Origin of the sequence: Brumimicrobium glaciale, assembly GCF_004152935.1 — a bacterium.
GTDB lineage: Bacteria > Bacteroidota > Bacteroidia > Flavobacteriales_D > Crocinitomicaceae > Brumimicrobium > Brumimicrobium glaciale.
The window spans coordinates 171,740-192,445 of record NZ_SETE01000003.1 but is presented as its reverse complement, the minus strand read 5'-3'; the positions used below and the strand labels follow the sequence as shown (position 1 = coordinate 192,445).

Annotated in this window: 20 protein-coding genes; 18 read left to right on the top strand and 2 right to left on the bottom strand. The window is 32.3% G+C overall.

Annotated elements, in window-relative coordinates; all coding sequences use genetic code 11:
* Nucleotides 1-39: 39 nt before the first annotated feature.
* From ERX46_RS08095 to ERX46_RS08080, 4 genes are read left to right on the top strand one after another with little or no spacing between them, the layout of a single operon-like run.
* Entirely contained in the window at nt 40-903 is an 864-nt protein-coding gene (locus ERX46_RS08095; protein ID WP_130093357.1) for an FkbM family methyltransferase, read from the top strand.
* Nucleotides 891-1,799 carry a DUF6625 family protein gene (locus ERX46_RS08090; RefSeq protein ID WP_130093356.1) on the top strand — a complete coding sequence of 303 codons (909 nt, stop codon included), beginning with the start codon at nt 891-893 and terminating at the stop codon, nt 1,797-1,799. The genes ERX46_RS08095 and ERX46_RS08090 overlap by 13 nt, the downstream gene beginning before the upstream one ends.
* Nucleotides 1,792-2,739 carry a D-glucuronyl C5-epimerase family protein gene (locus tag ERX46_RS08085; RefSeq protein ID WP_130093355.1) on the top strand — a complete coding sequence of 316 codons (948 nt, stop codon included), beginning with the start codon at nt 1,792-1,794 and terminating at the stop codon, nt 2,737-2,739. The genes ERX46_RS08090 and ERX46_RS08085 overlap by 8 nt, the downstream gene beginning before the upstream one ends.
* Nucleotide 2,740: 1 nt before the next feature.
* Nucleotides 2,741-3,877, top strand: coding sequence for a glycosyltransferase (locus ERX46_RS08080; RefSeq protein ID WP_130093354.1), 1,137 nt, complete (start codon nt 2,741-2,743; stop codon nt 3,875-3,877).
* A gap of 110 nt (nt 3,878-3,987) precedes the next feature.
* Here ERX46_RS08080 and ERX46_RS08075 read toward each other — a convergent pair whose 3' ends face one another.
* Nucleotides 3,988-5,205: a glycosyltransferase gene (locus tag ERX46_RS08075; protein ID WP_165366190.1), complete on the bottom strand. Its 1,218-nt coding sequence runs from the start codon at nt 5,203-5,205 to the stop codon at nt 3,988-3,990.
* Nucleotides 5,206-5,282: 77 nt separating this feature from the next.
* On the opposite strand from ERX46_RS08075, the gene ERX46_RS08070 reads away from it, so the two are divergent.
* The 14 genes from ERX46_RS08070 to ERX46_RS08005 all read left to right on the top strand — a co-directional run bounded on the left by ERX46_RS08070 (nt 5,283) and on the right by ERX46_RS08005 (nt 19,958).
* Nucleotides 5,283-6,620 (top strand): glycosyltransferase, encoded by a 1,338-nt coding sequence (locus ERX46_RS08070; RefSeq protein ID WP_165366189.1) that lies wholly within the window; start codon nt 5,283-5,285, stop codon nt 6,618-6,620.
* Nucleotides 6,621-6,688: 68 nt separating this feature from the next.
* Nucleotides 6,689-7,531 (top strand): polysaccharide deacetylase family protein, encoded by an 843-nt coding sequence (locus ERX46_RS08065; protein ID WP_165366188.1) that lies wholly within the window; start codon nt 6,689-6,691, stop codon nt 7,529-7,531.
* Entirely contained in the window at nt 7,519-8,598 is a 1,080-nt protein-coding gene (locus tag ERX46_RS08060; RefSeq protein WP_130093350.1) for a hypothetical protein, read from the top strand. Before ERX46_RS08065 ends, ERX46_RS08060 begins: the two co-directional genes overlap by 13 nt.
* 105 nt (nt 8,599-8,703) lie before the next feature.
* Nucleotides 8,704-9,543: an ABC transporter permease gene (locus ERX46_RS08055; RefSeq protein ID WP_130093349.1), complete on the top strand. Its 840-nt coding sequence runs from the start codon at nt 8,704-8,706 to the stop codon at nt 9,541-9,543.
* Nucleotides 9,544-9,735: 192 nt separating this feature from the next.
* The gene (locus ERX46_RS08050; RefSeq protein ID WP_165366187.1) at nt 9,736-10,536 is read left to right on the top strand and encodes a zinc-dependent metalloprotease; all 801 of its coding nucleotides are present in this window, start codon (nt 9,736-9,738) and stop codon (nt 10,534-10,536) included.
* A gap of 286 nt (nt 10,537-10,822) precedes the next feature.
* Nucleotides 10,823-11,770: an NAD-dependent epimerase/dehydratase family protein gene (locus tag ERX46_RS08045; protein WP_130093347.1), complete on the top strand. Its 948-nt coding sequence runs from the start codon at nt 10,823-10,825 to the stop codon at nt 11,768-11,770.
* Between the two features lie 762 nt (nt 11,771-12,532).
* Nucleotides 12,533-13,387, top strand: a complete 855-nt coding sequence (locus tag ERX46_RS08040) for a MerR family transcriptional regulator (RefSeq protein ID WP_130093346.1) — start codon at nt 12,533-12,535, stop codon at nt 13,385-13,387.
* A 610-nt stretch (nt 13,388-13,997) separates the two neighbouring features.
* Nucleotides 13,998-14,510: an RNA polymerase sigma factor gene (locus ERX46_RS08035; RefSeq protein ID WP_130093345.1), complete on the top strand. Its 513-nt coding sequence runs from the start codon at nt 13,998-14,000 to the stop codon at nt 14,508-14,510.
* Nucleotides 14,510-15,997 carry a phytoene desaturase family protein gene (locus tag ERX46_RS08030; RefSeq protein ID WP_130093344.1) on the top strand — a complete coding sequence of 496 codons (1,488 nt, stop codon included), beginning with the start codon at nt 14,510-14,512 and terminating at the stop codon, nt 15,995-15,997. The genes ERX46_RS08035 and ERX46_RS08030 overlap by 1 nt, the downstream gene beginning before the upstream one ends.
* The gene (locus tag ERX46_RS08025) at nt 15,998-16,834 is read left to right on the top strand and encodes a phytoene/squalene synthase family protein (protein ID WP_130093343.1); all 837 of its coding nucleotides are present in this window, start codon (nt 15,998-16,000) and stop codon (nt 16,832-16,834) included.
* Complete coding sequence (gene idi, locus ERX46_RS08020) at nt 16,834-17,358, top strand: isopentenyl-diphosphate Delta-isomerase (protein ID WP_130093342.1); 525 nt, start codon at nt 16,834-16,836, stop codon at nt 17,356-17,358. Before ERX46_RS08025 ends, idi begins: the two co-directional genes overlap by 1 nt.
* Nucleotides 17,359-17,409: 51 nt before the next feature.
* Nucleotides 17,410-17,811, top strand: coding sequence for a 6-pyruvoyl trahydropterin synthase family protein (locus ERX46_RS08015; RefSeq protein ID WP_130093341.1), 402 nt, complete (start codon nt 17,410-17,412; stop codon nt 17,809-17,811).
* 79 nt (nt 17,812-17,890) lie between these two features.
* Nucleotides 17,891-18,523 carry a flavin reductase family protein gene (locus ERX46_RS08010; protein WP_130093340.1) on the top strand — a complete coding sequence of 211 codons (633 nt, stop codon included), beginning with the start codon at nt 17,891-17,893 and terminating at the stop codon, nt 18,521-18,523.
* Between the two features lie 145 nt (nt 18,524-18,668).
* Nucleotides 18,669-19,958, top strand: a complete 1,290-nt coding sequence (locus ERX46_RS08005) for a cryptochrome/photolyase family protein (protein ID WP_130093339.1) — start codon at nt 18,669-18,671, stop codon at nt 19,956-19,958.
* A 399-nt stretch (nt 19,959-20,357) separates the two neighbouring features.
* Here the strand turns inward: ERX46_RS08005 and ERX46_RS08000 are convergent, their stop codons facing one another.
* Complete coding sequence (locus ERX46_RS08000; protein ID WP_130093338.1) at nt 20,358-20,624, bottom strand: hypothetical protein; 267 nt, start codon at nt 20,622-20,624, stop codon at nt 20,358-20,360.
* Nucleotides 20,625-20,706 lie beyond the last annotated feature (82 nt).

Genomic DNA, 20,706 nt, shown 5'->3' with positions numbered 1-20,706 from the left:
AACGATCTTTCGACTTTTGAATATAACCTCTTCCACCAAATGAAAGCAAAACCATTTCAAGTGTTTAATTATAAACACAAATTTAAAATTATAAAATATAGTATTGGCTCTAGATTAATCAACTCTGTTCCCAAAGGACTTAAACATTCCTACGAATTTATAAGATGGCTAAAATCACAAAACATCTCTTTTATTAAAAAAAATGGCTTAATTCAATTCGATTTTCCAATAGAAAAAACGAACTATTCTTTTTCAATCGAAGAAACTTCCTCTGATTCAGATGTCTTTAAACAGATCATCCTCGAAGAAGAATATAAACATGTTAGAGAGTTGATGCTTAAGCACAAAATTGAGGTGTTAAATGTTATAGACGGAGGTGCAAATGTTGGATACACAAGTATTTATTTATCTCACTTTTATCCTGATGCAACTATCCTAGCGTTAGAGCCAAACAAAAATACTTTTAAGCGGCTAACTCATAATATAGATAGTAACGAATTAAAAAAAAATGTTAGTTGTATTCAAAAAGGACTTTGGAGTAAGGACACTTATTTAAAAGCAGATTATTCTTTTAGAGATAAACAAGATTGGTCTTTCAGGTTAGAAGAAACTAATAATGAAGCAGAGAAGCTTTTTGAAACAATTTCAGTAGAAAGTTTAATTGAGACCCATAAATGGGAAACTATAGATCTTTTTAAAATTGATATTGAAGGAGGAGAGAAAGAACTTTTTCAAAATGAAGATGAATTAAAATGGCTTGATAAAGTTAAAGTCTTTGCAATTGAAATTCATGATGAGTTTCATTGTCGTGAAGATATTGAGGCAATTTTAAAAAAGAATAACTTCACACTTTTTTATTCAGGAGAATTAACAATAGGGATTAATAAATCATGCTTAAAATAACCTTCATAATCCCCTACTTCGGCAAATGGCCTGAATGGATGGAACTGTTTATCGACAGCATAGAACGGAACAAGACCATTGACTTTCATTTTATTACTGATTGTGATACAACAGTAAGTAAAGCTCCAAACATTTTCTTTCACAAATCAACCTTTGAAGAATATGTAAATAACGCTCAACAAAAACTAGATGTTCCCATCAATATTCCAAACCCTTATAAGATCTGTGATTTAAGACCATTCTTTGGAATTATCCATGCTGATATCATAAAAGGTTATGACTTTTTTGGTTGGACAGATGTAGATTTACTCTTTGGAGATATACGTAGTTTTTATACTGAAGAGGTTTTATCTAATCATGATGTAATTTCTTCTCATGCTATTCGTTTGGCTGGGCATTGTGCCTTGTTGAGAAATAAAGAAGAATTTAGAAACATGGGGTATAAAGTTTATAATTGGGCAGCAGTGGTTAACAATCCTAACTTTGTAGGAATCGATGAACACGGAATGACCAATGCTTTAACAATGACTGTTTGGGATAAATTGAGCGAGAAGTTGAAAATGCCATGGATTGCCAGTTTGTTTAGTTGGAAACGGATACAAAAAATGAAGCGTTATTATTTTGTAGAACAATATTCCACTCCTTTTACTCCTATTCCATGGTTAGACGGCACCATCAATAGCGATCAACCAGAAGAATGGTATTATAAAAATGGGAGTGTTACAAACAATAGAGATGATAGAGAGTTTATGTACATTCACTTTATGAATTTTAAATCGAGTCAATGGAGACATGATGGAACAAAAGCGCCTTGGGAGGAGAAAGATGTTTTTTACGCAGTTGATAATATAAAGAACAAGATTTTTATTAATACTAAAGGGATTTATAATGGGTAAAATCAATAAACATTCAGAAGAAAGTAAAACCATTGAATTAAAACTGGGAACAGTAAATTTAGATTCAAATTTAGGAGCTTATTATATTGATATGCGTCCTGCTGAGATTCATTATACACAAAACTTTTACAAAGGTCAATTTGATGATAATGGTGTGCCGATGTGCGGAGGTTCAAATGGCTTAGTTTATGTTCCAGTAAACATTGCACAATACGGATTTATTATTCATGCTCAATATTTAGAAAGTGAAAATAAAGCCTTGCTCCAAACATTAAAAAAATGTATTGAAAAACTTGAAGAAATGGCTGTCATTACAAAAGAGCATTGTGTTTGGTGGCATGATTACGACAACCAAAGATACCATATTAAAGCACCATGGGCTTGTTCAATGGCACAAGGAGAAATCATTTCACTGTTTCTTCGTTATTATCAAATCAGTGGAGAAGAAAAATATTTACATTTATCAGATAAGGCTTATCATTTTCTTTCAGTTCCTGTTGCCGAAGGAGGTGTAAAGAGAATAGATAAAAATGGCGATTTGTGGTATGAAGAATATCCGTCTGAACCTGCTTCTTATGTATTGAATGGTTTTATTTACACCTTATTTGGTTTATATGATTTATACCGTGTAACCCAAGATGAAGAGGTGAAAAAGAACATTGATTTATGTGTAAAAACCTTAAAAAACAACTTACCTAAATTTGATTCGGGATACTGGTCTTACTACGATTTACAATATAAAGAATTGGTGCGATATTATTACCAAAAGAATGTCCATGTGCCACAGATGGCTGTAATGTATAAATTAACTGGAGAAGAGATTTTTCTAAAGTATGAAGTGAAATGGAGAAAAAACATCCGAAATATTAATTATATTTTTGTCAAATTAATGTACCGTATTCTCCCTAGACTGAGAAGTAAAAGTTTATTTTTAAAATAACATGAAAAAAATCAATATACTATTTTTAATTACCGACTTAGCCAAGGGAGGAGCAGAACGCTTTTTGGTTGATTTATGCAATGATCTAATCAATAATCCTGAGTTTGAAATCTGTATTGGGTCTTTGTTCCCTGCCAATTTATTTCCAGAGCTTGATCAACGTATTCGTGTCGAACAACTCAACTATCAATCATTTAGTTTTAAAGGTAAAAATGAATGTCCTAAATACAAAAAGCTATTAGCCGACTTTCAACCCGACATCATCCATTCAAATCGTTTTTTAGGGGAATTCTTGAGTAGCTATTATGTAGATCCATCAATTAAGTACGTTTGTCATGGGCATGATAATATGGTTCAATTAAAGCGTTTAGATGCTCAAACATTTGCAAGTAAGGAAAAGACACTAAACTATTTTGAACGACAATGGTTGTACTTTAAAAAATACAAGAAAGTACCAACGCATTTTATTGCAAATTCAACCCATACTTTTGATTATTATACAAACATACTGCCTCGAAGACAAAGAGGAAACGTGAAATTAATTCAATACGGCTTTGATTATAATAAATACAAGATAGAAAAACCTAAGTCAATTTCTTCTCATGGAAAAATAAGAATGATTAATGTAGGTTCTTATCAAAAGAAAAAAAATCAACGCTTTTTTATTGACGTTGCTGAAGAATTGATATCACGGGGTATTGATTTTGAGATTAACTTAATAGGTGATGGAGGGTTACGTAAAAGTGTAGAAGAAGAAATTTCTTCTAAGAAACTAGAGGGATTCATAAAAGTTCGAGGAATTCAACATAATGTAGAAAAGTGGTATGCTGAGTCTGACATTTATGTTCACGCTGCCACTTATGAACCTTTCGGGTTGGTATTTTTAGAAGCTATGTCTGCGGGTTTACCTACTATCACTTTAGATGGAAAAGGTAATCGAGATATTATAGAAAATGATAAAAACGGCTATTTATTGGATGAATCCAACGCAGTGCAATTTGCCGATAAGATTATCGAATACGCTCAAGATAAGGAAAAATATACGGCTATGTCTAAATTTGCACAAGAATATGCAAAACAATTTGACGTTTCTATAAAAAATGAAGAGTTGATTAATTTTTATAAGTCTATTTTATAAGTTGGTTGAAAAGGTGGTTTTGGGAGGAATCAAAGTAACACGGTGCCTTCGACAGGCTATTCACCAATTTAACCAGTTGACTGAGCCTGTCGAAGGCATCAATCGAAGTGTCAGTTTTCCATCAAATTCTCAACAAACGTTTTATAGTTCTTCTCGGCATTATACTTTTCTTCCCATGTCTTATAAGCGGCTTCTCGTTTCTTACTATCGTTTAAAACCTGTTTAAATGCCGTTTGAATAGCTTTAAAACTAGGATTAGAATCTAATAAAGCCCCGTTTTCATCATTTACAATTTCACTATTCCCGCCAACATCCGTTGCAATACATGGAATTCCAAAACTCATTGTTTCCATTATAGAAACAGGCACTCCTTCAGAAGAACTCACATTAATAAATGCATCAATCCAATTTGTCTTGTAAAAGTCTAATACTTCTTCATTAGCTAATCTCCCTCGAAATGAAATGTCATGATGAACTTGTTTGTTTTCCTCACAATACTTTTGAATTTTATTCAATTCTACTCCATCACCAAAGTGAATCCAATGCACAGGTTCTTGAGATGATAAAACTGCTTCTGCAATTAGATTCACACGTTTTAGGGGGATTACATTAGAGCAACTTACCAAAGTAAAAACTGATGAGTTCTGGTTCGTTTGTATCTCTTGTCTTTCTACACCTAATCTCGAGACTTGTATTGTGCTTAAATCTTTTACTTTCCAAGTCTCTCTAATCTCCTCTTTCCCTTTATTAGAAATAGTAAATATTGAATTGAGATTATCTGCTATAAAATGTCTAAAAGGTAAATAGTTTAGTTCATGCACCCCAAAATAGACATCCCACCCATGAGTTCTCGAAACACATTTAATTTCCGGATACTCTTGTTTTAAAAGTGCCAATGCCAAAGCGGTATCATCGCACCAATAGGAGTAAAAAACTGTTTCACTATCTTTTTGTTGTTCCTTTAAATATTTATTTCGACACGTTTCCGCTATTTTTTTTGCTTGATAAATTGAAATTAGAAGTGTAGAGAGAATTCCTTTGGATAGTCTAAGTTGATAAGTGTTTTTTATGATATTTAACTCTTTTCTAACTGTTGAAGAAAATAATCCTAGAAGAGCTTTTAGTTTATCTAAATTTGAAATTTCTTTGGAATAAAATGCTACAGAACAGTTTGAAGGTAAGCTTCGCAAATGAGTATCCTTTGGTTCTGGGCATAGAATATTTATCTCTTCAAAAACATTAGCCAAATACTTGATTTCACTTTCAAGGAAGGTTTCGCTTTTCCCATAAGGAAAGCCAGAGCTTATTAAGACTAATCTTTTTTTCATTGTTTCAATTGAGAGTTTAAAGTTAATGAAAGATAATGAATTCATTAGTTTTACATTTTTCTATATTTACGCCAATTATGAAAAAAGTCCTTATCCTCGCCTATGATTTTCCGCCTTATGTCTCTGTAGGGGGTCTGCGTCCATATTCCTGGTATAAATACTTTAATGAATTTGGAATTCACCCTGTGGTCGTTACTCGTCAGTGGGGGAATAAATATGGGAATCATTTAGATTATATTGCACCAGGAGAATCAGATAAAACAATTATTGAAGAGACGGAATATGGTACAGTTATTCGTACGCCCTACAAACCAAATTTATCAAATCGTTTACTGTTAAAATACGGAGAAGGTAAGTTTAGAATCATTCGCAAAGCAATTACTGCTTATTATGAGATGATGCAGTTTTTGTGTTTTGTAGGTACTAAATCTGGATTGTATTTTGGAGCTAAAGAGTATTTGAAAGATAATGATGTAGATTTAATAATTGCAACCGGTGCTCCGCACATCTTGTTTAAATATGCATCGAAGCTGAGTAAAAAAAACAATCCTCCGTGGATTGCTGATTATAGAGATCCCTGGTCTCAAAGCAAATCACGCAGTGTAAACACTTTCCTTAGAAAATGGAATGAGTTTTTTGAGAAAAGATATATAAAAAGTGCTTTAAGAATTGTTGCTGTTTCTGATTTTCATTCCAATAAGATATCAAGTCTAATTCTAGACAAAAATATCGAGATTATATCAAACGGTTATAATCCTGATAACAAAGAAGCAATAAAGAACTTAAAACAGAACAATGAGGTTCTAAAGTTTGCTTTTGTTGGTACGGTATATCCTTGGCACCCATTGAAAGTAGTCTTAAGCCAATTTAATGACTTTGTCTTGTTATATAACGACTTTTCATTTGAATTGAATTTTTATGGTATAAATAAGAAAAAAGAAGTTCAAAGATTAATTAATTCAGAGTTTCCCTCTTTAAATTCATTAGTAAATATTTATCCAAAATTAAATAACCAAGATTTATTTAAAATATTAGCGAAACACAATGTTATGTTATTGTTTAATGATTATTGTATAGTAGGTAGTAAAATGTTTGACTACATGGCATTACAGCGTAAGATATTATTTTGCTTTAGTGAAGAAAAAGGAGATGAATACTTCAATTTTCTTTATCAAGACGAAGATGTAAATAAAGTAAACTTCAAAGTGCAAGAAGAAATATTAAGCTTAACAAATTCTGGAACTATTGTTAAAAATCAAAAGCATCTTTTAGAAACACTTATATCTTTGTCAGAAGAGTTTAGAAACACAGGGCAAATAAAATGTGAAACTACAAATACAGAAATTTATTCACGTAAATTTCAAGTTGAGAAGCTTTCAAAGATAATTTTAGATGTTTGCAACAAAAATAATTAACCATGTCAAAAGTTACCATTCTATGTCTTCATAAAATCACAGATGAACATTTCCCATCATGGCCAGGAATGTCAATAAAAACTTTTGAAAAACTACTGAAATTTATCTCTAAAAACTACGAAATATGCTTGCCCAGCGATGTTAAAGAAAATGTAATCAAAAAACAGTTGATTCTGACTTTTGATGATGGGTTTGAAGATTTTTATTATAATGCATTTCCTCTATTAAAAAAGCATAATATTCCTGCGGTATTAAATGTAGTCGTTAATTGCATAAAGACTGATTATCAAATCTGGACACAACAATTGAATGACACTTTAGACGCTTATGCTAAAGAAAGCAAAGGTTTTGAAATTCAGATAGGAGAAGACACTTTTGAATATAATATTAATATAGAAAATGCTGAAAAGCTTGCTTTAGAAATATTTAAAAAACTGTTATCTTTAACGACTGAAAAAAGAGAATTAATAGTTTTTAAATTAGAAGAGGAGGCTCCCACTAAAATAAACAGAACTAAAATGATGAACACTAAACAGCTAAAAGAAGTTTCTGATGCTGGAATTTTAATTGGTAGTCACAGTTTATCTCACCCAAATTTAAAGATTGAAGATAATCAATCTGAATTCTTAAAACAGGAACTTTCAGAAAGTAAGACCCAATTAGAAAAGATATTAAATAAACCAGTTGAGGTATTTGCATTTCCAAACGGTATGTATTCTGAATTAGGTTTGGAATTAGCAAAAGAAGCAGGGTATAAGTATCTTTTATTGGTAGATAACGATATTGCAGAGTTCAAGCACAAAAAAGAATTAAAAGTATTAGACCGAATTCTTATTTATTCTAATAATCATTATAAAAATATTTTTAGAATAAATAACTTTCACAATAAGATCAGAAGATGGTTAAAATAGAAAGTTATACTGGTGAAAATAACGAAGCGTTAATTGAGTTTTTGAGCACTGATGATTTCATGCCTAAATCAGCTAGTTCTGCTGATAGTGTTATTGCTAGTATTTTAGAATATCAAAACAAGACCAATAATTTCGGACAAATTAGAGGTTCAGTGATGTTAAACGGTAAATCTAAGATAGTTGGTTTTTTGGGTACGCTAGCTCTACCTGCTAGCTATAAGTCTAAAAACTATTTTTGCGTTCAAACTTCTTCCGCTTTTGTGAATAAGGAATACCCTGGTAACTTTAAGAAACTGGTCAAGCATTTTATAGAGACAAATAAGAACGTACCAATATTCACAATATTTCCTGTTCCGAAGATTTTTAATTCATTTGAGAAAATGGGTTTTGTCGAAGTAGATACAAAACGATTTAAGAGCAACAATTATATTGTTCAGGATTACTTGAGCTTTTCAAGAGAACTTTTTAAAAATAGACGAGTTCTTAAGTTGGTGGTGTTACCTATTGCTGTATTATTCAACTTGATTTATAAAAATACTACAAATAAGTCCAAGTTAAAATCAAAATTAATGATTAATTTCAATAATGATTATTCAAGAATTGAGATCGATTATAAAGCACGGAACTCGGATTTGTTTGTTGTTGATTGGACACAAGAACTTTTAAAAAATAAGTTCTCAAATAAGTTAAATGCAAATAGAACGAATATTAAAGAAAATGAGGTAATTCACATTTGTTGTTATGAGGAGAATCAAATAGTCGGAAGTATAGTTTTGAAAAAAGTGAGAGACTATAAAAGGTTTATTATAAGTGATATTCAAACCACTGTTAATAATAGATCTGAAATAACTTACTCTTTGATAAATGCTGCTTTAAATGAATTAAAGCACTTTGGTTTTAATTCACTTATGTTTTTCGGACTAGAGGAAATTTATTCTGAGATTATATCAAAGAGATTCAAGTGTTTCAAGAAAGCGGTAGATAAACGAGTTTACTATCTTCCATTCAAGGGAATTCCTCCAGAAAAGGTAAGCCTCGTTTTCTCTGATGATGATTTGAATTATTAAGATGATTTATAGGAAAAACCAATTCATGAAGAACTCAACTTTAAACTTTAAAAATGCTTACTTTTGCCTTCCAATACATAAAAGGCTTAAAAATTTAACTCACCTATGAGCAAACCAGTCCACAAAACAATAATAGACGCCGACAAGAAATCCATCATTCCAGATTTCAAGGAATTATACCAATACAAAGATTTATTTGTCACTTTAGCGTGGAGAGATTTTAGAGTGCGCTATGCACAAACCACCATTGGTTTTCTTTGGGCAATTTTACAGCCTATAATTACTCTGTTAATTCTTTCTTTGGTATTTGGACGCTTTGTTGGAGTAGAAACTGGAGAAGTTCCTCATATTCTATTTACTGTTGCGGGATTAAGCGTGTGGAGTTATTTTTCTTATGTAATGACGAACTCGGGAAGCTCGATAATTGCGAGTCAGAATATGATTAAGAAAATTTATTTTCCACGATTAATTATACCATTGTCCAAAGCAGTTGTTGGTTTCATTGATTTCGGAGTGGCTTTATTAATCATGATAGTCTTAATGATTTATTTTCAAGTTCCACCATCAGCAAATGTTTGGTTGGCACCAGTATTTATTTTAATCGGAGTGATTGCAGCTTTAGCGGTTGGTATTTGGTTAAGTGCTTTAACAGTTCGTTATAGAGATTTTCAGCACATTGTTCCTTTTATGGTGCAGATTGGTTTGTACATCACTCCTGTTGCTTATCCAGCAGAATTTGCCGTAAAGCAACTTCCAGAATGGGCAGCTACACTTTATTATTTGAATCCAATGGCTGGAGTTGTTCAAGGTTTCCGTTGGTCAATGTTTGGAGGTGATGCTCCTGGACCATTGATGTTCGTTTCAATAATTATGATCTTGGTGATATTTGTGAGTGGCTTGTTTTACTTTAGGAAAGTAGAAGGGGATATGGCGGATTATGTTTAGCATAATCAGTAGCCAGTCTCGAGTAGTGAGTATTGAGCTGACGTTAGCTTTTAATGATGAACTGGTATTTTCAAGTTTTAGTTTTTTCGAGAGTTTGGAGTTTAGCAATTCACTTGTTCAATTCGCCTCTTTACTCAATACTCGGCACTCACTACTGAAATCAACCTTGCTTAATCATAGAAAATAACATTCGTGAGAGTTCATCAAGCTTTTCATAGAAATGATCAAACTCGTTACATGAATATTTGGGTTGGGAACATGGAAATACTTGGTTTTACTTCTTTGTTGGGATATGCAACACCACCTGCGAATCTGCCGAATTGGCCAGGTGGTGCTACCGCTGGAATGAGTGATGGTGTCGTAATTCAATACCAGGCTTTTGGTTCAAATAATCCTAATGATTTACTTTTAGGTGGTGGTTCTCATGATGTTTTGGGAAGAACTTTAACTCACCAAGTTGGACACTACTTAGGATTGCGTCATATCTGGGGCGACGGAGATTGTACAAACCAAGATGGAATTGATGACACGCCAAATGCATTGGAACAATCTGTAGGATGCGACACTACAGCAAACACTTGTACAGACAATATTCAGGGATTTTATTTGCCTGATATGCTTGAAAACTACATGGATTATTCAAATGAAACATGTCAAAATTCATTTACAAAAGGTCAGGTTGAATTGATGCATGGCGTTTTGGAGAATCAGCGTTATGATCTAGTTTACAACAATCCAGCTTCAATTGAAAAGGAGGAGTTATTTGCATCAATCTTCCCAAATCCAACTGCTAATAAATTAAATATTCAATTGGATAATGGAATGATAAATAAAGTTGAAGTTTACAATACTTTTGGACAATCTTTATTGACCTCAATTCAAAAAAGTATTTCCACTCAATTAGATTTAAGCACTTTAAATAAAGGTGTTTATTTCGTAAGAATTTCAACAACTTCCGGGAATGTTCTTGTAGAGCGATTTGTTAAGGAGTAATTTAGGGCCCGGCGTTTAGTCTATTTTTCAATGAATGTATTATATCATTACTATAGATAGATTTAAAACATGTTGCTTCCAAAAAGATCATTTAGAGGTTTCGCGTTTTTATACACTCCATAGCCATATTCAATCATCGAAAAATAGACCAAACGCTTTATTTACACTACGAATCACGCAAAATCGCATGATTTAAAAGTATTAATTATGATATGTCTCCTTTTATTACATAAAAATTTTAAATTTGTCTTTTAATACCTTTTAATCATTCGTGAATCCAACATATATGATAAATATTCTAGTTACTGGTGGTGCAGGCTTTATTCCAAGCTGCTTAACAAGTGAGATGGTTAAAAACCCGAATTATAAAGTTGTAGCTGTAGATAATTTTCTAACAGGTCACAAACTTAAAATTTCAACAAGCGAATTTGATAACTTTCAGTTCATAGAAGCAGATTGTAATAATTATGATCAAATGAAAGCGATTTTTGATGACAATCAATTTGATTATGTTTTTCATTATGCTGCTGTTGTTGGTGTCAAAAGAACAACTGATCATCCATTGCAGGTGTTAGAGGACATCGATGGAATGAATCATATTTTTAAATTAAGTGCAAACTCTAAAGTAAAACGTATTTTCTTTTCTTCTTCTTCTGAGGTTTATGGAGAGCCGGTAGAGTTGCCGCAACACGAACAAACAACACCATTAAATTCTAAATTGCCTTACGCAATCGTAAAGAATCTTGGTGAAGCATATTGTAGATCTTATTTCCACGAGTTTGGCTTAAAGTATACTGTTTTCCGTTTCTTTAATACGTTCGGGCCAAAGCAAAGTCCAGATTTCGTGATGAGTAAATTTATAAAACAAGCGTTAAATAATAAAGACATTACTATTTATGGTGATGGATCTCAAACACGTACTTTCTGTTATATTGATGATAATGTTTCAGCTTGTATGACAGCATTTGAGGATGATAAATTCGTTAATGACGTTATTAATGTTGGGAATGACATAGAAACGACTATTCTCGAGTTAGCGAAATTGGTTATCAAACAAACCAATTCAAAATCTAAAATCATTTTCTTGCCACCACTAAAAGAAGGTGATATGACAAGAAGACAGCCAAGTACTGAAAAAGTTAGAAGCCTATTGGATAGAGAGTTTTTACCATTAAAAGAAGGAATCGAAAAAGTAATCAATTCGCCTGTATATAAGGAATTGAATAATTTGTAAGGTTTATTGGTCTCAGAAATAGTTAAAACTATGCTCCCGATAAGCCATCGGGATTAGTGCATCTAACTCTAGCTTCTAAAAAGTTTAAATCAAACAATAGATATTAGACATTAGACTTTTCGTCTTTTGTCTAACGTCTAACTGTCTAATGTCTAACATTAAGTATCTAAATATTCTGATAGTTGTAGAATTTTATTCTCATTCGAACCTATGATGCTTTTAGTCCACAGTGTTTTGTATCGAGAATTGTATCCTTGATTAATTATATTTTTGATCCCTTTTTATTATCCCTATTTCCATTATCAAAACAGATAAGAATAAGTTTTATTGATTGAAAAGAAGTGCGTTCTCCTTCTCTGAATGGATTCCTCGGCATTGTTATAAAAATCAACCGAATGTCATTCCTCGTCCTTATGAAATAATCGGAGGAGGAATCCCCATTTTTCGTTTTCTGAAAAGTAAATGTTCATTAGCGCTCAAATCAAAGTCTGTAATGATAGTTAACCAATAAGAAGATCTAGCTATGGATTTGAAAGCTTCTCAGTTGTAAATTGAGGCTGCTGGCAACTATAAGTGGAGTCAATCATATTTCACTTCTCTGGAACGGGTGTTTTATATTTACAAACTGTAATACTAAAATAGAATAATTTAGATGCCTTATATTTGAAAAGCTATCTTTGGAAAAATTTCAATTAAATGCATAAAAAAATACAGAAATAGACTTAAAACTGAACCAAACCACTAGCAAGATGTTTATCCCTTATGGCAGAATACAAAATTAAAGATTTAGAAACCTTAACAGGGATCAAGGCCCACACATTGCGGGTTTGGGAAAAGCGTTATGGGTTATTGTCTCCTGCCCGAACTGAAACTAAAATCAGAAGCTATTCGGATGAAGACCTGGTGAAGCTTTTAAACATAGCTATTCTTTATGATAGTGGATTGAAAATATCCAAAATTGCAGAATGTTCAGAAGGCGAAATACGTACACAAGTTCGAGAAATATGCGACACCACCCATACTTTTAGTGCGGTTGTTAGCTTATTGATTCAGTCAATGGTAGAAATTGATTACGATACTTTTGAGCGTGTAATTACCAAAACAATTGAAAAAGAAGGTTTGGAAGTGGTTTATAAAAATTACCTGGTTTCTTTTTTAAATAGAATTGGAGTGCTTTGGGTTGTTGGAACCATAAGTCCCGTTCAAGAGCATTTCGTTTCTAATATTATTCGCCAAAAAATTATTGTTGAAACGGATAAGCTTCCTAATGTTGAAAAAAGAAGGTTTGATGCAGTTCTATTTACTCCAGAAGGTGAATTTCATGAAATCAGTTTACTTTATTACAATTACATATTAAAGAAAAGGAACTATCGTACTCTGTATCTTGGCGTAAATCTTCCAATAGGTGATTTGAAAAATTCTATACCTACCATGAACCCAAAGAATCTTATTGTTTCAATGATTGCAAATATTAGCGAGTCTTATTACAAGGATTATATGGATCAGCTATTGGAGCAAGTTAATCTTCCAATTTTCTTGGGCGGAGGAATGATTGACAGTTATGGTTTGCCAAAATCTGAAAGAGTTTTTCCAATTCAAGATTGGATCGGCAACTAAAATGCAACATCAATAGCTTTTAAGGTGTAATACCACTTTTTTATTGTTCCCCTATATAGTTTTTTTTGCGAACACTAATGCTGTAACTCATTAATAATGGTGCTTAGATCTTTACTTTGGACAAGGCTAAAATTTCAAGCATAGGCCACCTGTGCAGAGCCTGCCGAAGTATATCTACGGTTTAAAATTTTAACGAAGTATAAAGTAAAAAGAGGAGTGAAATGAGCGATGGAATTTATGAATTAGAGCACTAGTTATAGAATTTCATTCTCAAATGAAGCTTTGGCGCTTTTATTCTATAGTGGTTCTGTTAACCTAAATCAGCATTAACCATTCTTGATCAGTACGATTCTTTAATTTCCCAATGTTCTTATTGTTTAAAGTAAATTGTTAATTTTTTAATTTCAGCTATAATCGTGTAATATGTTCTACGTTTTTAGGGATTATTATACACAATATTGATTTTAATTTGTCCATAGTTATACACAACCTCTTCCTTTAGTCATTTTAATGACCTATTTTTCTTGATTTTATTGCGTATTATTAAAAAAGACGTATCTTTGGCACAGTTCTGTTTAACAATATTGACATAACTCTAAACAAAAATAAAATGTCTACAATAGAATTTAATAATACACTAACATCGATGGAGTCCTATTTATTGGCTTTTGCGATGAATTACACTAAAAATCTTGAGGATGCTAAAGATTTAACTCAGGAAACTATGTTAAAAGCAATCCGATACAAAGATTATTACAAGCCAAAGACCAATTTCAAAGCTTGGATCTTTACGATTATGAAAAACACTTTTATTAATCAGTACAGAAGAAAAGTGAGGTCAAAAACTATCTTTGATAATTCAACAGATTTATATTTATTGAATAATTCAACAGAAAACAGAGATTCTCCTTATAATTACATTGCAGATAACGAAGTTAATGCGAAATTGGATACTTTAAGTGATGAATACAAAGAGCCTTTTGAAATGCATTACAAAGGTTATAAGTACAAAGAAATCGCTGAGAAATTGGATATCCCTTTAGGAACAGTTAAAAGTAGAATCTTTATTGCACGTAAAAAATTAATGGATTTACTACCAGAATATAAGCATTACAACAATTAATGGAAAAGAAGAAAGTCACAGTGATAGGAAGTGGGGTAGCAGGTTTATCAGCGGCTAGTTATTTAGCCAAAGAAGGACATGATGTTACACTTATTGAAAAAAACACAACCATAGGTGGGCGTGCCAGAAGCTTTAGTGTGGATGGTTTCTCCTTTGATATGGGGCCAAGCTGGTATTGGATGCCAGATGTTTTTGAGCAATTTTACAATGCTTTCGGATTTACAACAAAAGATTTTTATCAACTGGAAAGGTTAGATCCAAGTTACCGTGTTTTTTGGCAAGACAATACACAGGATGATGTTCCAGCAAATATTGATGAATTCTATAAATGGTTTGAAGATTTAGAACCTGGTTCATCAAAAAAGTTAGATAAATTTTTAAAAGAAGCCGCTTATAAGTATGATGTTGGGATGAATGATTTGGTGCACAAACCAAGTCTAAAAATTACGGAGTTTGCGGATATGCGCATTGTTAAAGGCACAATTAAATTGCATTTGTTTTCTTCGTTCTCGAAATATATTAGGTCTTATTTTTCTCATCCTAAAATTATCGAATTACTAGAGTTCCCGATTCTGTTTTTAGGTGCAATGCCGAAAGATACTCCAGCACTATATTCTTTGATGAACTATGCTGACATTAAATTGGGAACGTGGTATCCAATGGGAGGAATGTACAAGATAATTGAAGCTTTTGAAAAAGTTGCCATTTCACAAGGTGTAAGAATCATCACTGACTGCGAAGCAAAAAGCTTTACCTATAAAGACGGATTAATTTATGAAGTGAATACTGAAAACAACGGTACAATTCAATCCGATATTGTTGTTTCAGGTGCAGATTATCACCATACCGATCGTCAATTAGCCACAGGAAGCTCTAATTATTCAGAAGAATATTGGGACAAACGTTTAATGGCGCCTTCTTCTTTATTGTTTTATTTGGGTATTGATAAAAAAATCGATAATTTGCTTCATCATAACTTGTTTTTTGATACAGATTTCAAAATTCATGCTGAGGAAATTTACAAAGATCCTCAATGGCCATCACAACCTTTGTTTTACGCTTGTTGTCCTTCAAAAACTGACGATTCGGTAGCTCCAGAGGGAAAAGAGAATTTGTTTTTGTTGATTCCAATAGCTCCAGATTTAGAGGACACAGAAGAATTGAGAGAAGAATATTTTGATATTATAATGAAGCGACTGGAAGAGAAAACTGGTTCTGAAATTAAATCGCACATTGTTTATAAAAGAAGTTATTGTTTAAAAGATTTTAAATCAGATTATCATGCATATAAAGGAAATGCCTACGGTTTAGCAAATACTTTAAAGCAAACGGCATTTTTTAAACCGAAAATTATAAACAAACATATAAAAAACTTGTTTTATACAGGACAGTTGACAACTCCTGGTCCAGGTGTACCGCCGAGTATAATTTCTGGGAAAGTCGTTGCTGAAGAAATAAATAAACGAATTTACGCTAACAAAATATAAATGAAACTACTCTATGACAATCTTTCGAAGGATATAAGCAAGCGTACTACACGCGCCTATAGCACTAGTTTTTCTATGGGAATTAGATTCTTAAGTAAAGAAATTCAACAGCCAATTTACAATGTTTATGGTTTTGTTAGGTTAGCTGACGAGATAGTAGATTCTTTCCACGATTTTGAAAAAAGTGAATTATTAAAAGAATTTAGAGTAAGCACAAAATTGGCTATTGATAGAAAAATCTCTTTAAATCCAATTTTAAATTCTTTTCAAGAAACCGTTCACCGTTACAATATTACCCCAGATTTAATTGATTGTTTCCTTGATAGCATGGAAATGGATCTCAAAAAATGTGAATACAGTCAAAAAGAATATGAAAAATATATATTAGGTTCTGCTGAAGTAGTTGGGCTAATGTGTTTGAAAATATTTTTAGATGGAAATGAAAAAGAATTTCAAAGATTAAAGCCAGATGCGATGAGCTTAGGTTCAGCATTTCAAAAAATTAATTTCTTGAGAGATCTACAAGCCGATTTTAAAGAATTAGACAGAACATATTTTCCGGGCGTAGATTTGTCTAATTTCAATGATGAGATCAAAAAGGAAATTGAAAAAGACATTGAAATAGATTTCCAAAAAGGATTAGAAGGAATTAAAAAACTACCGAAAAAAGCTCGATTTGGAACTTATATGGCGTATATTTATTACTATAAGTTGTTTGTAAAAATCAAAAATACTAAAGCAGAATCTATCTTAAATGAGCGTGTAAGAATCCCGAATAACAAGAAATATATGTTGTTCTTTTCTTCTTTAGTTCGACATAAACTCAATATGATATAATGGAGTTGACAGGTACAAAAAATGTAGTGCTCGTTGATGAAAACGATCACGTTCTTGGAACGATGGAAAAGCTGCAAGCACACCAAGAAGGTAGGCTGCACCGTGCTTTTTCTGTGATTATTTTCAATGATAACGATGAAATGCTGATTCATAAAAGAGCCAGCGATAAGTACCATTGTGGAGGTTTGTGGACGAATGCTTGTTGCTCACATCCACGATTAAATGAAGCTGTAAAGGACGCAGCTTTGCGAAGAATGCAAGAAGAAATGGGTTTCACAACTTCAATCGAATATATTGGACAATTTATTTATAAAACTGAATTCGAAAATGGATTGATTGAACATGAACTAGATCATCTTTTTATGGGTAAGTTTAATGGAGAGCCAAAACCAAACCCTGAAGAGGTTGAGGATTTTAAATATATTGGAATCGATGAACTTAAGTTAGATATTGAAAAATCACCACAGAATTATACAGTTTGGTTTAAAAAAATTGTCGCAGATTACGTGGGTTGGAATGTGTAGACTATCATTGGGTAGCGGACAAAATATTATTATTGTAAGAATTAATTGAATATGATTAAAATAGGACGTAGAACGACTTTTAATGCAGCCCATCGCTTGCACAATGCAAAATGGTCAGAGGATAAAAACAATGAAGTTTTTGGAAAATGTAATTCTCCAAATTTCCACGGTCACAATTACGTTATGGAAACTTGGGTGAAAGGTGATATTGATCCAGATACCGGATTTGTGATTAACCTTACTGATCTTAAAAAAATCATCAAAGAAGAAATAGAGGATGAGTTTGATCATAGAAATTTAAATTTAGATGTTCCTGCTTTCAAAAATCTAAATCCAACAGCTGAAAATATAGCTAAAGTGATTTATGAAAAATTAAAACCAAGATTGAAACAATACGAATTGACGATTAGATTGTACGAAACGCAAAACAATATTGTAGAATACACGGGGTAATTGATAATTGACAATTGATAATTGATAATTTTGAATTGGATATAATTCGTAATTGATCATTCGTAATTCGTAATTAAATATGAGAACTTTCACCTTAGAAGAAATTAATGATCTTGATAAACGCTACCGAACGAATTTAATCAATTGTTTGAGTGGAATAAAAAGCATGAATTTGATCGGGACGAAAAATAAAAAAGGTCAAACCAATCTTGCAATTTTTAATTCCGTGATTCATTTGGGTGCTCACCCTGCTTTAATGGGTTTTATTCAACGTCCAGCATCTGTGGAAAGACATACTTTTGAAAATATAAAGGAAACTTCTTATTTCACTATAAATTCTGTCACAGAGGAAATTCATAAACAAGCACATCAAACTGCAGCTCGATATGAAAGAGAAGAAAGTGAATTTGATGAAACATCTTTAGAAACAGCATATATTAATGATTTTTATGCCCCATTTGTAGCGAAGTCTCCTTTGAAAATCGGTTTAGAATGTGTGGAAGTGATTCCCATTCCAATCAATAATACACAACTAATAATTGGAAAAGTAAAGCTGATTCAATTGAATGAAGAATTTCTCAAATCTGACGGTTTCTTATCCTTACACGACCAAGGAGTAGTAGGAGGAACAGGCTTAGATAGTTATTTATCTACTAACGAAATTGGAAGATACAGCTACGCAAAACCAGACCTTCCTTTGGAGAAAATTTGACAATAATTATGGAAATAATTATGAATTATGAATTATGAATTATGAATATTGTCATTAGAAACCTCGTTAATAATTAAACATTAACCATTATTTCCACCCCTATCGCGTTAACCATTAATAATTTACCATTAATAATTAAAAAAGTATGACAATTTTTTGGCACAGAAGAGACTTACGCACTAACGATAACGCTGGATTATTTGCGGCTTTGCGCAAGGAAAAAGATGTTCAACCAATTTTTATATTCGATAAAAACATTCTTGAAGATCTCAATTCTGGCGACCAACGAGTTTTATATATTTATCAGCACATTCAAGCACTGAAAAAAGCTTACAATGAGCAAGGAAGTGATTTATGGGTCTTTTTTGATCAGCCAATAAATGTTTTTCAACAATTAACTAAAGAGCATAAAGTTAACGCCGTTTTTACAAATCGTGATTACGAACCTTATGCAAAATTACGAGATGAGGAAATCGAGAAATTATTAGCAACTCAAGACATTTCTTTCCGCACCTTAAAAGACCATGTGATTTTCGAAAGAAATGAAGTTTTGAAAGGGGATGGAACTCCTTACCGTGTTTTTACGCCTTATATGAATCAATGGAAAAAAGAATTGGCTCCTTTTCATTTGAAGTCCTATCCAACTGAAAAGTATTTCAATAATTTGAATCAATCGAAAGAAATTTCGGAATTGATTTCATTGAAAGAAATGGGCTTTTCTGACGAACAAACACAAGATTTTCCTCCAATAGAAGCAAGTGATAAAATCATAAAAGATTACGAGAAAACAAGAGATATTCCTTCAATTCGAGGAACAACAAGAATGAGTTTACACCTTCGTTTTGGAACAGTTTCCATTAGAGAATTGTGCCGACAAGGAAGTAAAAACGAAAAATATTACAATGAATTAATTTGGAGAGATTTCTACCAGATGATTTTAGAACACTTTCCAGAAACAGCAGATAAATCATTTAAACCAAAATACGATAATATTCCGTGGGAAAACAATGAAGCGCATTTTGAAGCATGGCGCGAAGGGAAAACAGGCTATCCGATTGTTGATGCAGGAATGCGTGAACTCAACGCCACAGGATTTATGCACAATAGAGTAAGAATGGTTGTTGCGAGTTTCTTAACCAAGCATTTAATGACCGATTGGCGATTAGGAGAAGCCTATTTCGCAGAAAAACTCCTTGATTATGAAATGGCTAGCAATGTTGGCGGATGGCAATGGGCAGCTTCATCTGGAGTAGATGCACAACCGTATTTCCGGGTTTTCAATCCAACAAGTCAGCATGAAAAATTTGATCCAGAAGATAAATACATCAAAAAATGGATTCCAGAATACGGAACCAGTAAATATCCTGAACCAATAGTAGAACATAAAAAAGCGAGGCAAAACGCAATAGATACTTATAAAGAAGCGCTTAAGTAATGATTATTTTTTTTTAATTCTTAAGACTTAGTTCTAATCAATAGCACATTATGCTTAGATGAACATTAATAATCAAAACTAATTCTACCACAATAGAAGATGTAATCATTACTTGAGAGACAATTTAAATTTGGGTTTTAATACCAAAAAGATTCTCCGAAGAATTGCTTTACAACGAGTTGTTGGAAGCAATTTTCGAAGGATGACAAGTCGTTAGTGGGGTGTTTTTAACCCCACTTTTTTCACTTAATCACTATATAAGAACGTCATCCTGAACATCTTTAAAATTATTGATTTTACAGATGGAAGGATCTTTTTTGAGAGCAAAGATTTTATTAAAGCAGCATCAATTTCTTAGTCACCCCAATTCGTAATTCGTAATTTACAATTCGTAATTGTCTAACCAAATTTCTTCTTAAACATTAACTTAATTTTCTTACGGAATAAAACCGCAAGAACAGCCAGCAGAATATAAGGGGAGGCCATGATATATAAAATCGCCGAATTGATGTTGTTTCCGTTTGTGTTATCAAGAATACTGTCATCAACTGAGTCACCACTTTGTTCAGCCAGTAATTTACATTGTGAACATTGTGCTTCTACATCTCCGGTGAAGAAAAAAATAAAAGCAACTAATAATATAATAAAAGGAAGCCATTTTTTCATAATGCAAAGATAGGGAATAAGTGCGTCAAACCATAAAATAAAAAGTGATTTTGATCAGTTGAAGACTAACTGTTGTCGCGAA

Coding starts and splice junctions, on each gene's coding strand:
- ERX46_RS08015 (WP_130093341.1), top strand. CDS start 17,410: ATGATTAAAATAGGACGTAGAACGACTTTTAATGCAGCCCATCGCTTG.
- ERX46_RS08035 (WP_130093345.1), top strand. CDS start 13,998: ATGTCTACAATAGAATTTAATAATACACTAACATCGATGGAGTCCTAT.
- ERX46_RS08055 (WP_130093349.1), top strand. CDS start 8,704: ATGAGCAAACCAGTCCACAAAACAATAATAGACGCCGACAAGAAATCC.
- ERX46_RS08060 (WP_130093350.1), top strand. CDS start 7,519: ATGGTTAAAATAGAAAGTTATACTGGTGAAAATAACGAAGCGTTAATT.
- ERX46_RS08005 (WP_130093339.1), top strand. CDS start 18,669: ATGACAATTTTTTGGCACAGAAGAGACTTACGCACTAACGATAACGCT.
- ERX46_RS08085 (WP_130093355.1), top strand. CDS start 1,792: ATGGGTAAAATCAATAAACATTCAGAAGAAAGTAAAACCATTGAATTA.
- ERX46_RS08010 (WP_130093340.1), top strand. CDS start 17,891: ATGAGAACTTTCACCTTAGAAGAAATTAATGATCTTGATAAACGCTAC.
- ERX46_RS08095 (WP_130093357.1), top strand. CDS start 40: ATGAAAGCAAAACCATTTCAAGTGTTTAATTATAAACACAAATTTAAA.
- ERX46_RS08065 (WP_165366188.1), top strand. CDS start 6,689: ATGTCAATAAAAACTTTTGAAAAACTACTGAAATTTATCTCTAAAAAC.
- idi (WP_130093342.1), top strand. CDS start 16,834: ATGGAGTTGACAGGTACAAAAAATGTAGTGCTCGTTGATGAAAACGAT.
- ERX46_RS08070 (WP_165366189.1), top strand. CDS start 5,283: ATGAAAAAAGTCCTTATCCTCGCCTATGATTTTCCGCCTTATGTCTCT.
- ERX46_RS08000 (WP_130093338.1), bottom strand. CDS start 20,624: ATGAAAAAATGGCTTCCTTTTATTATATTATTAGTTGCTTTTATTTTT.
- ERX46_RS08090 (WP_130093356.1), top strand. CDS start 891: ATGCTTAAAATAACCTTCATAATCCCCTACTTCGGCAAATGGCCTGAA.
- ERX46_RS08080 (WP_130093354.1), top strand. CDS start 2,741: ATGAAAAAAATCAATATACTATTTTTAATTACCGACTTAGCCAAGGGA.
- ERX46_RS08025 (WP_130093343.1), top strand. CDS start 15,998: ATGAAACTACTCTATGACAATCTTTCGAAGGATATAAGCAAGCGTACT.
- ERX46_RS08040 (WP_130093346.1), top strand. CDS start 12,533: ATGGCAGAATACAAAATTAAAGATTTAGAAACCTTAACAGGGATCAAG.
- ERX46_RS08075 (WP_165366190.1), bottom strand. CDS start 5,205: ATGAAAAAAAGATTAGTCTTAATAAGCTCTGGCTTTCCTTATGGGAAA.
- ERX46_RS08030 (WP_130093344.1), top strand. CDS start 14,510: ATGGAAAAGAAGAAAGTCACAGTGATAGGAAGTGGGGTAGCAGGTTTA.
- ERX46_RS08045 (WP_130093347.1), top strand. CDS start 10,823: ATGATAAATATTCTAGTTACTGGTGGTGCAGGCTTTATTCCAAGCTGC.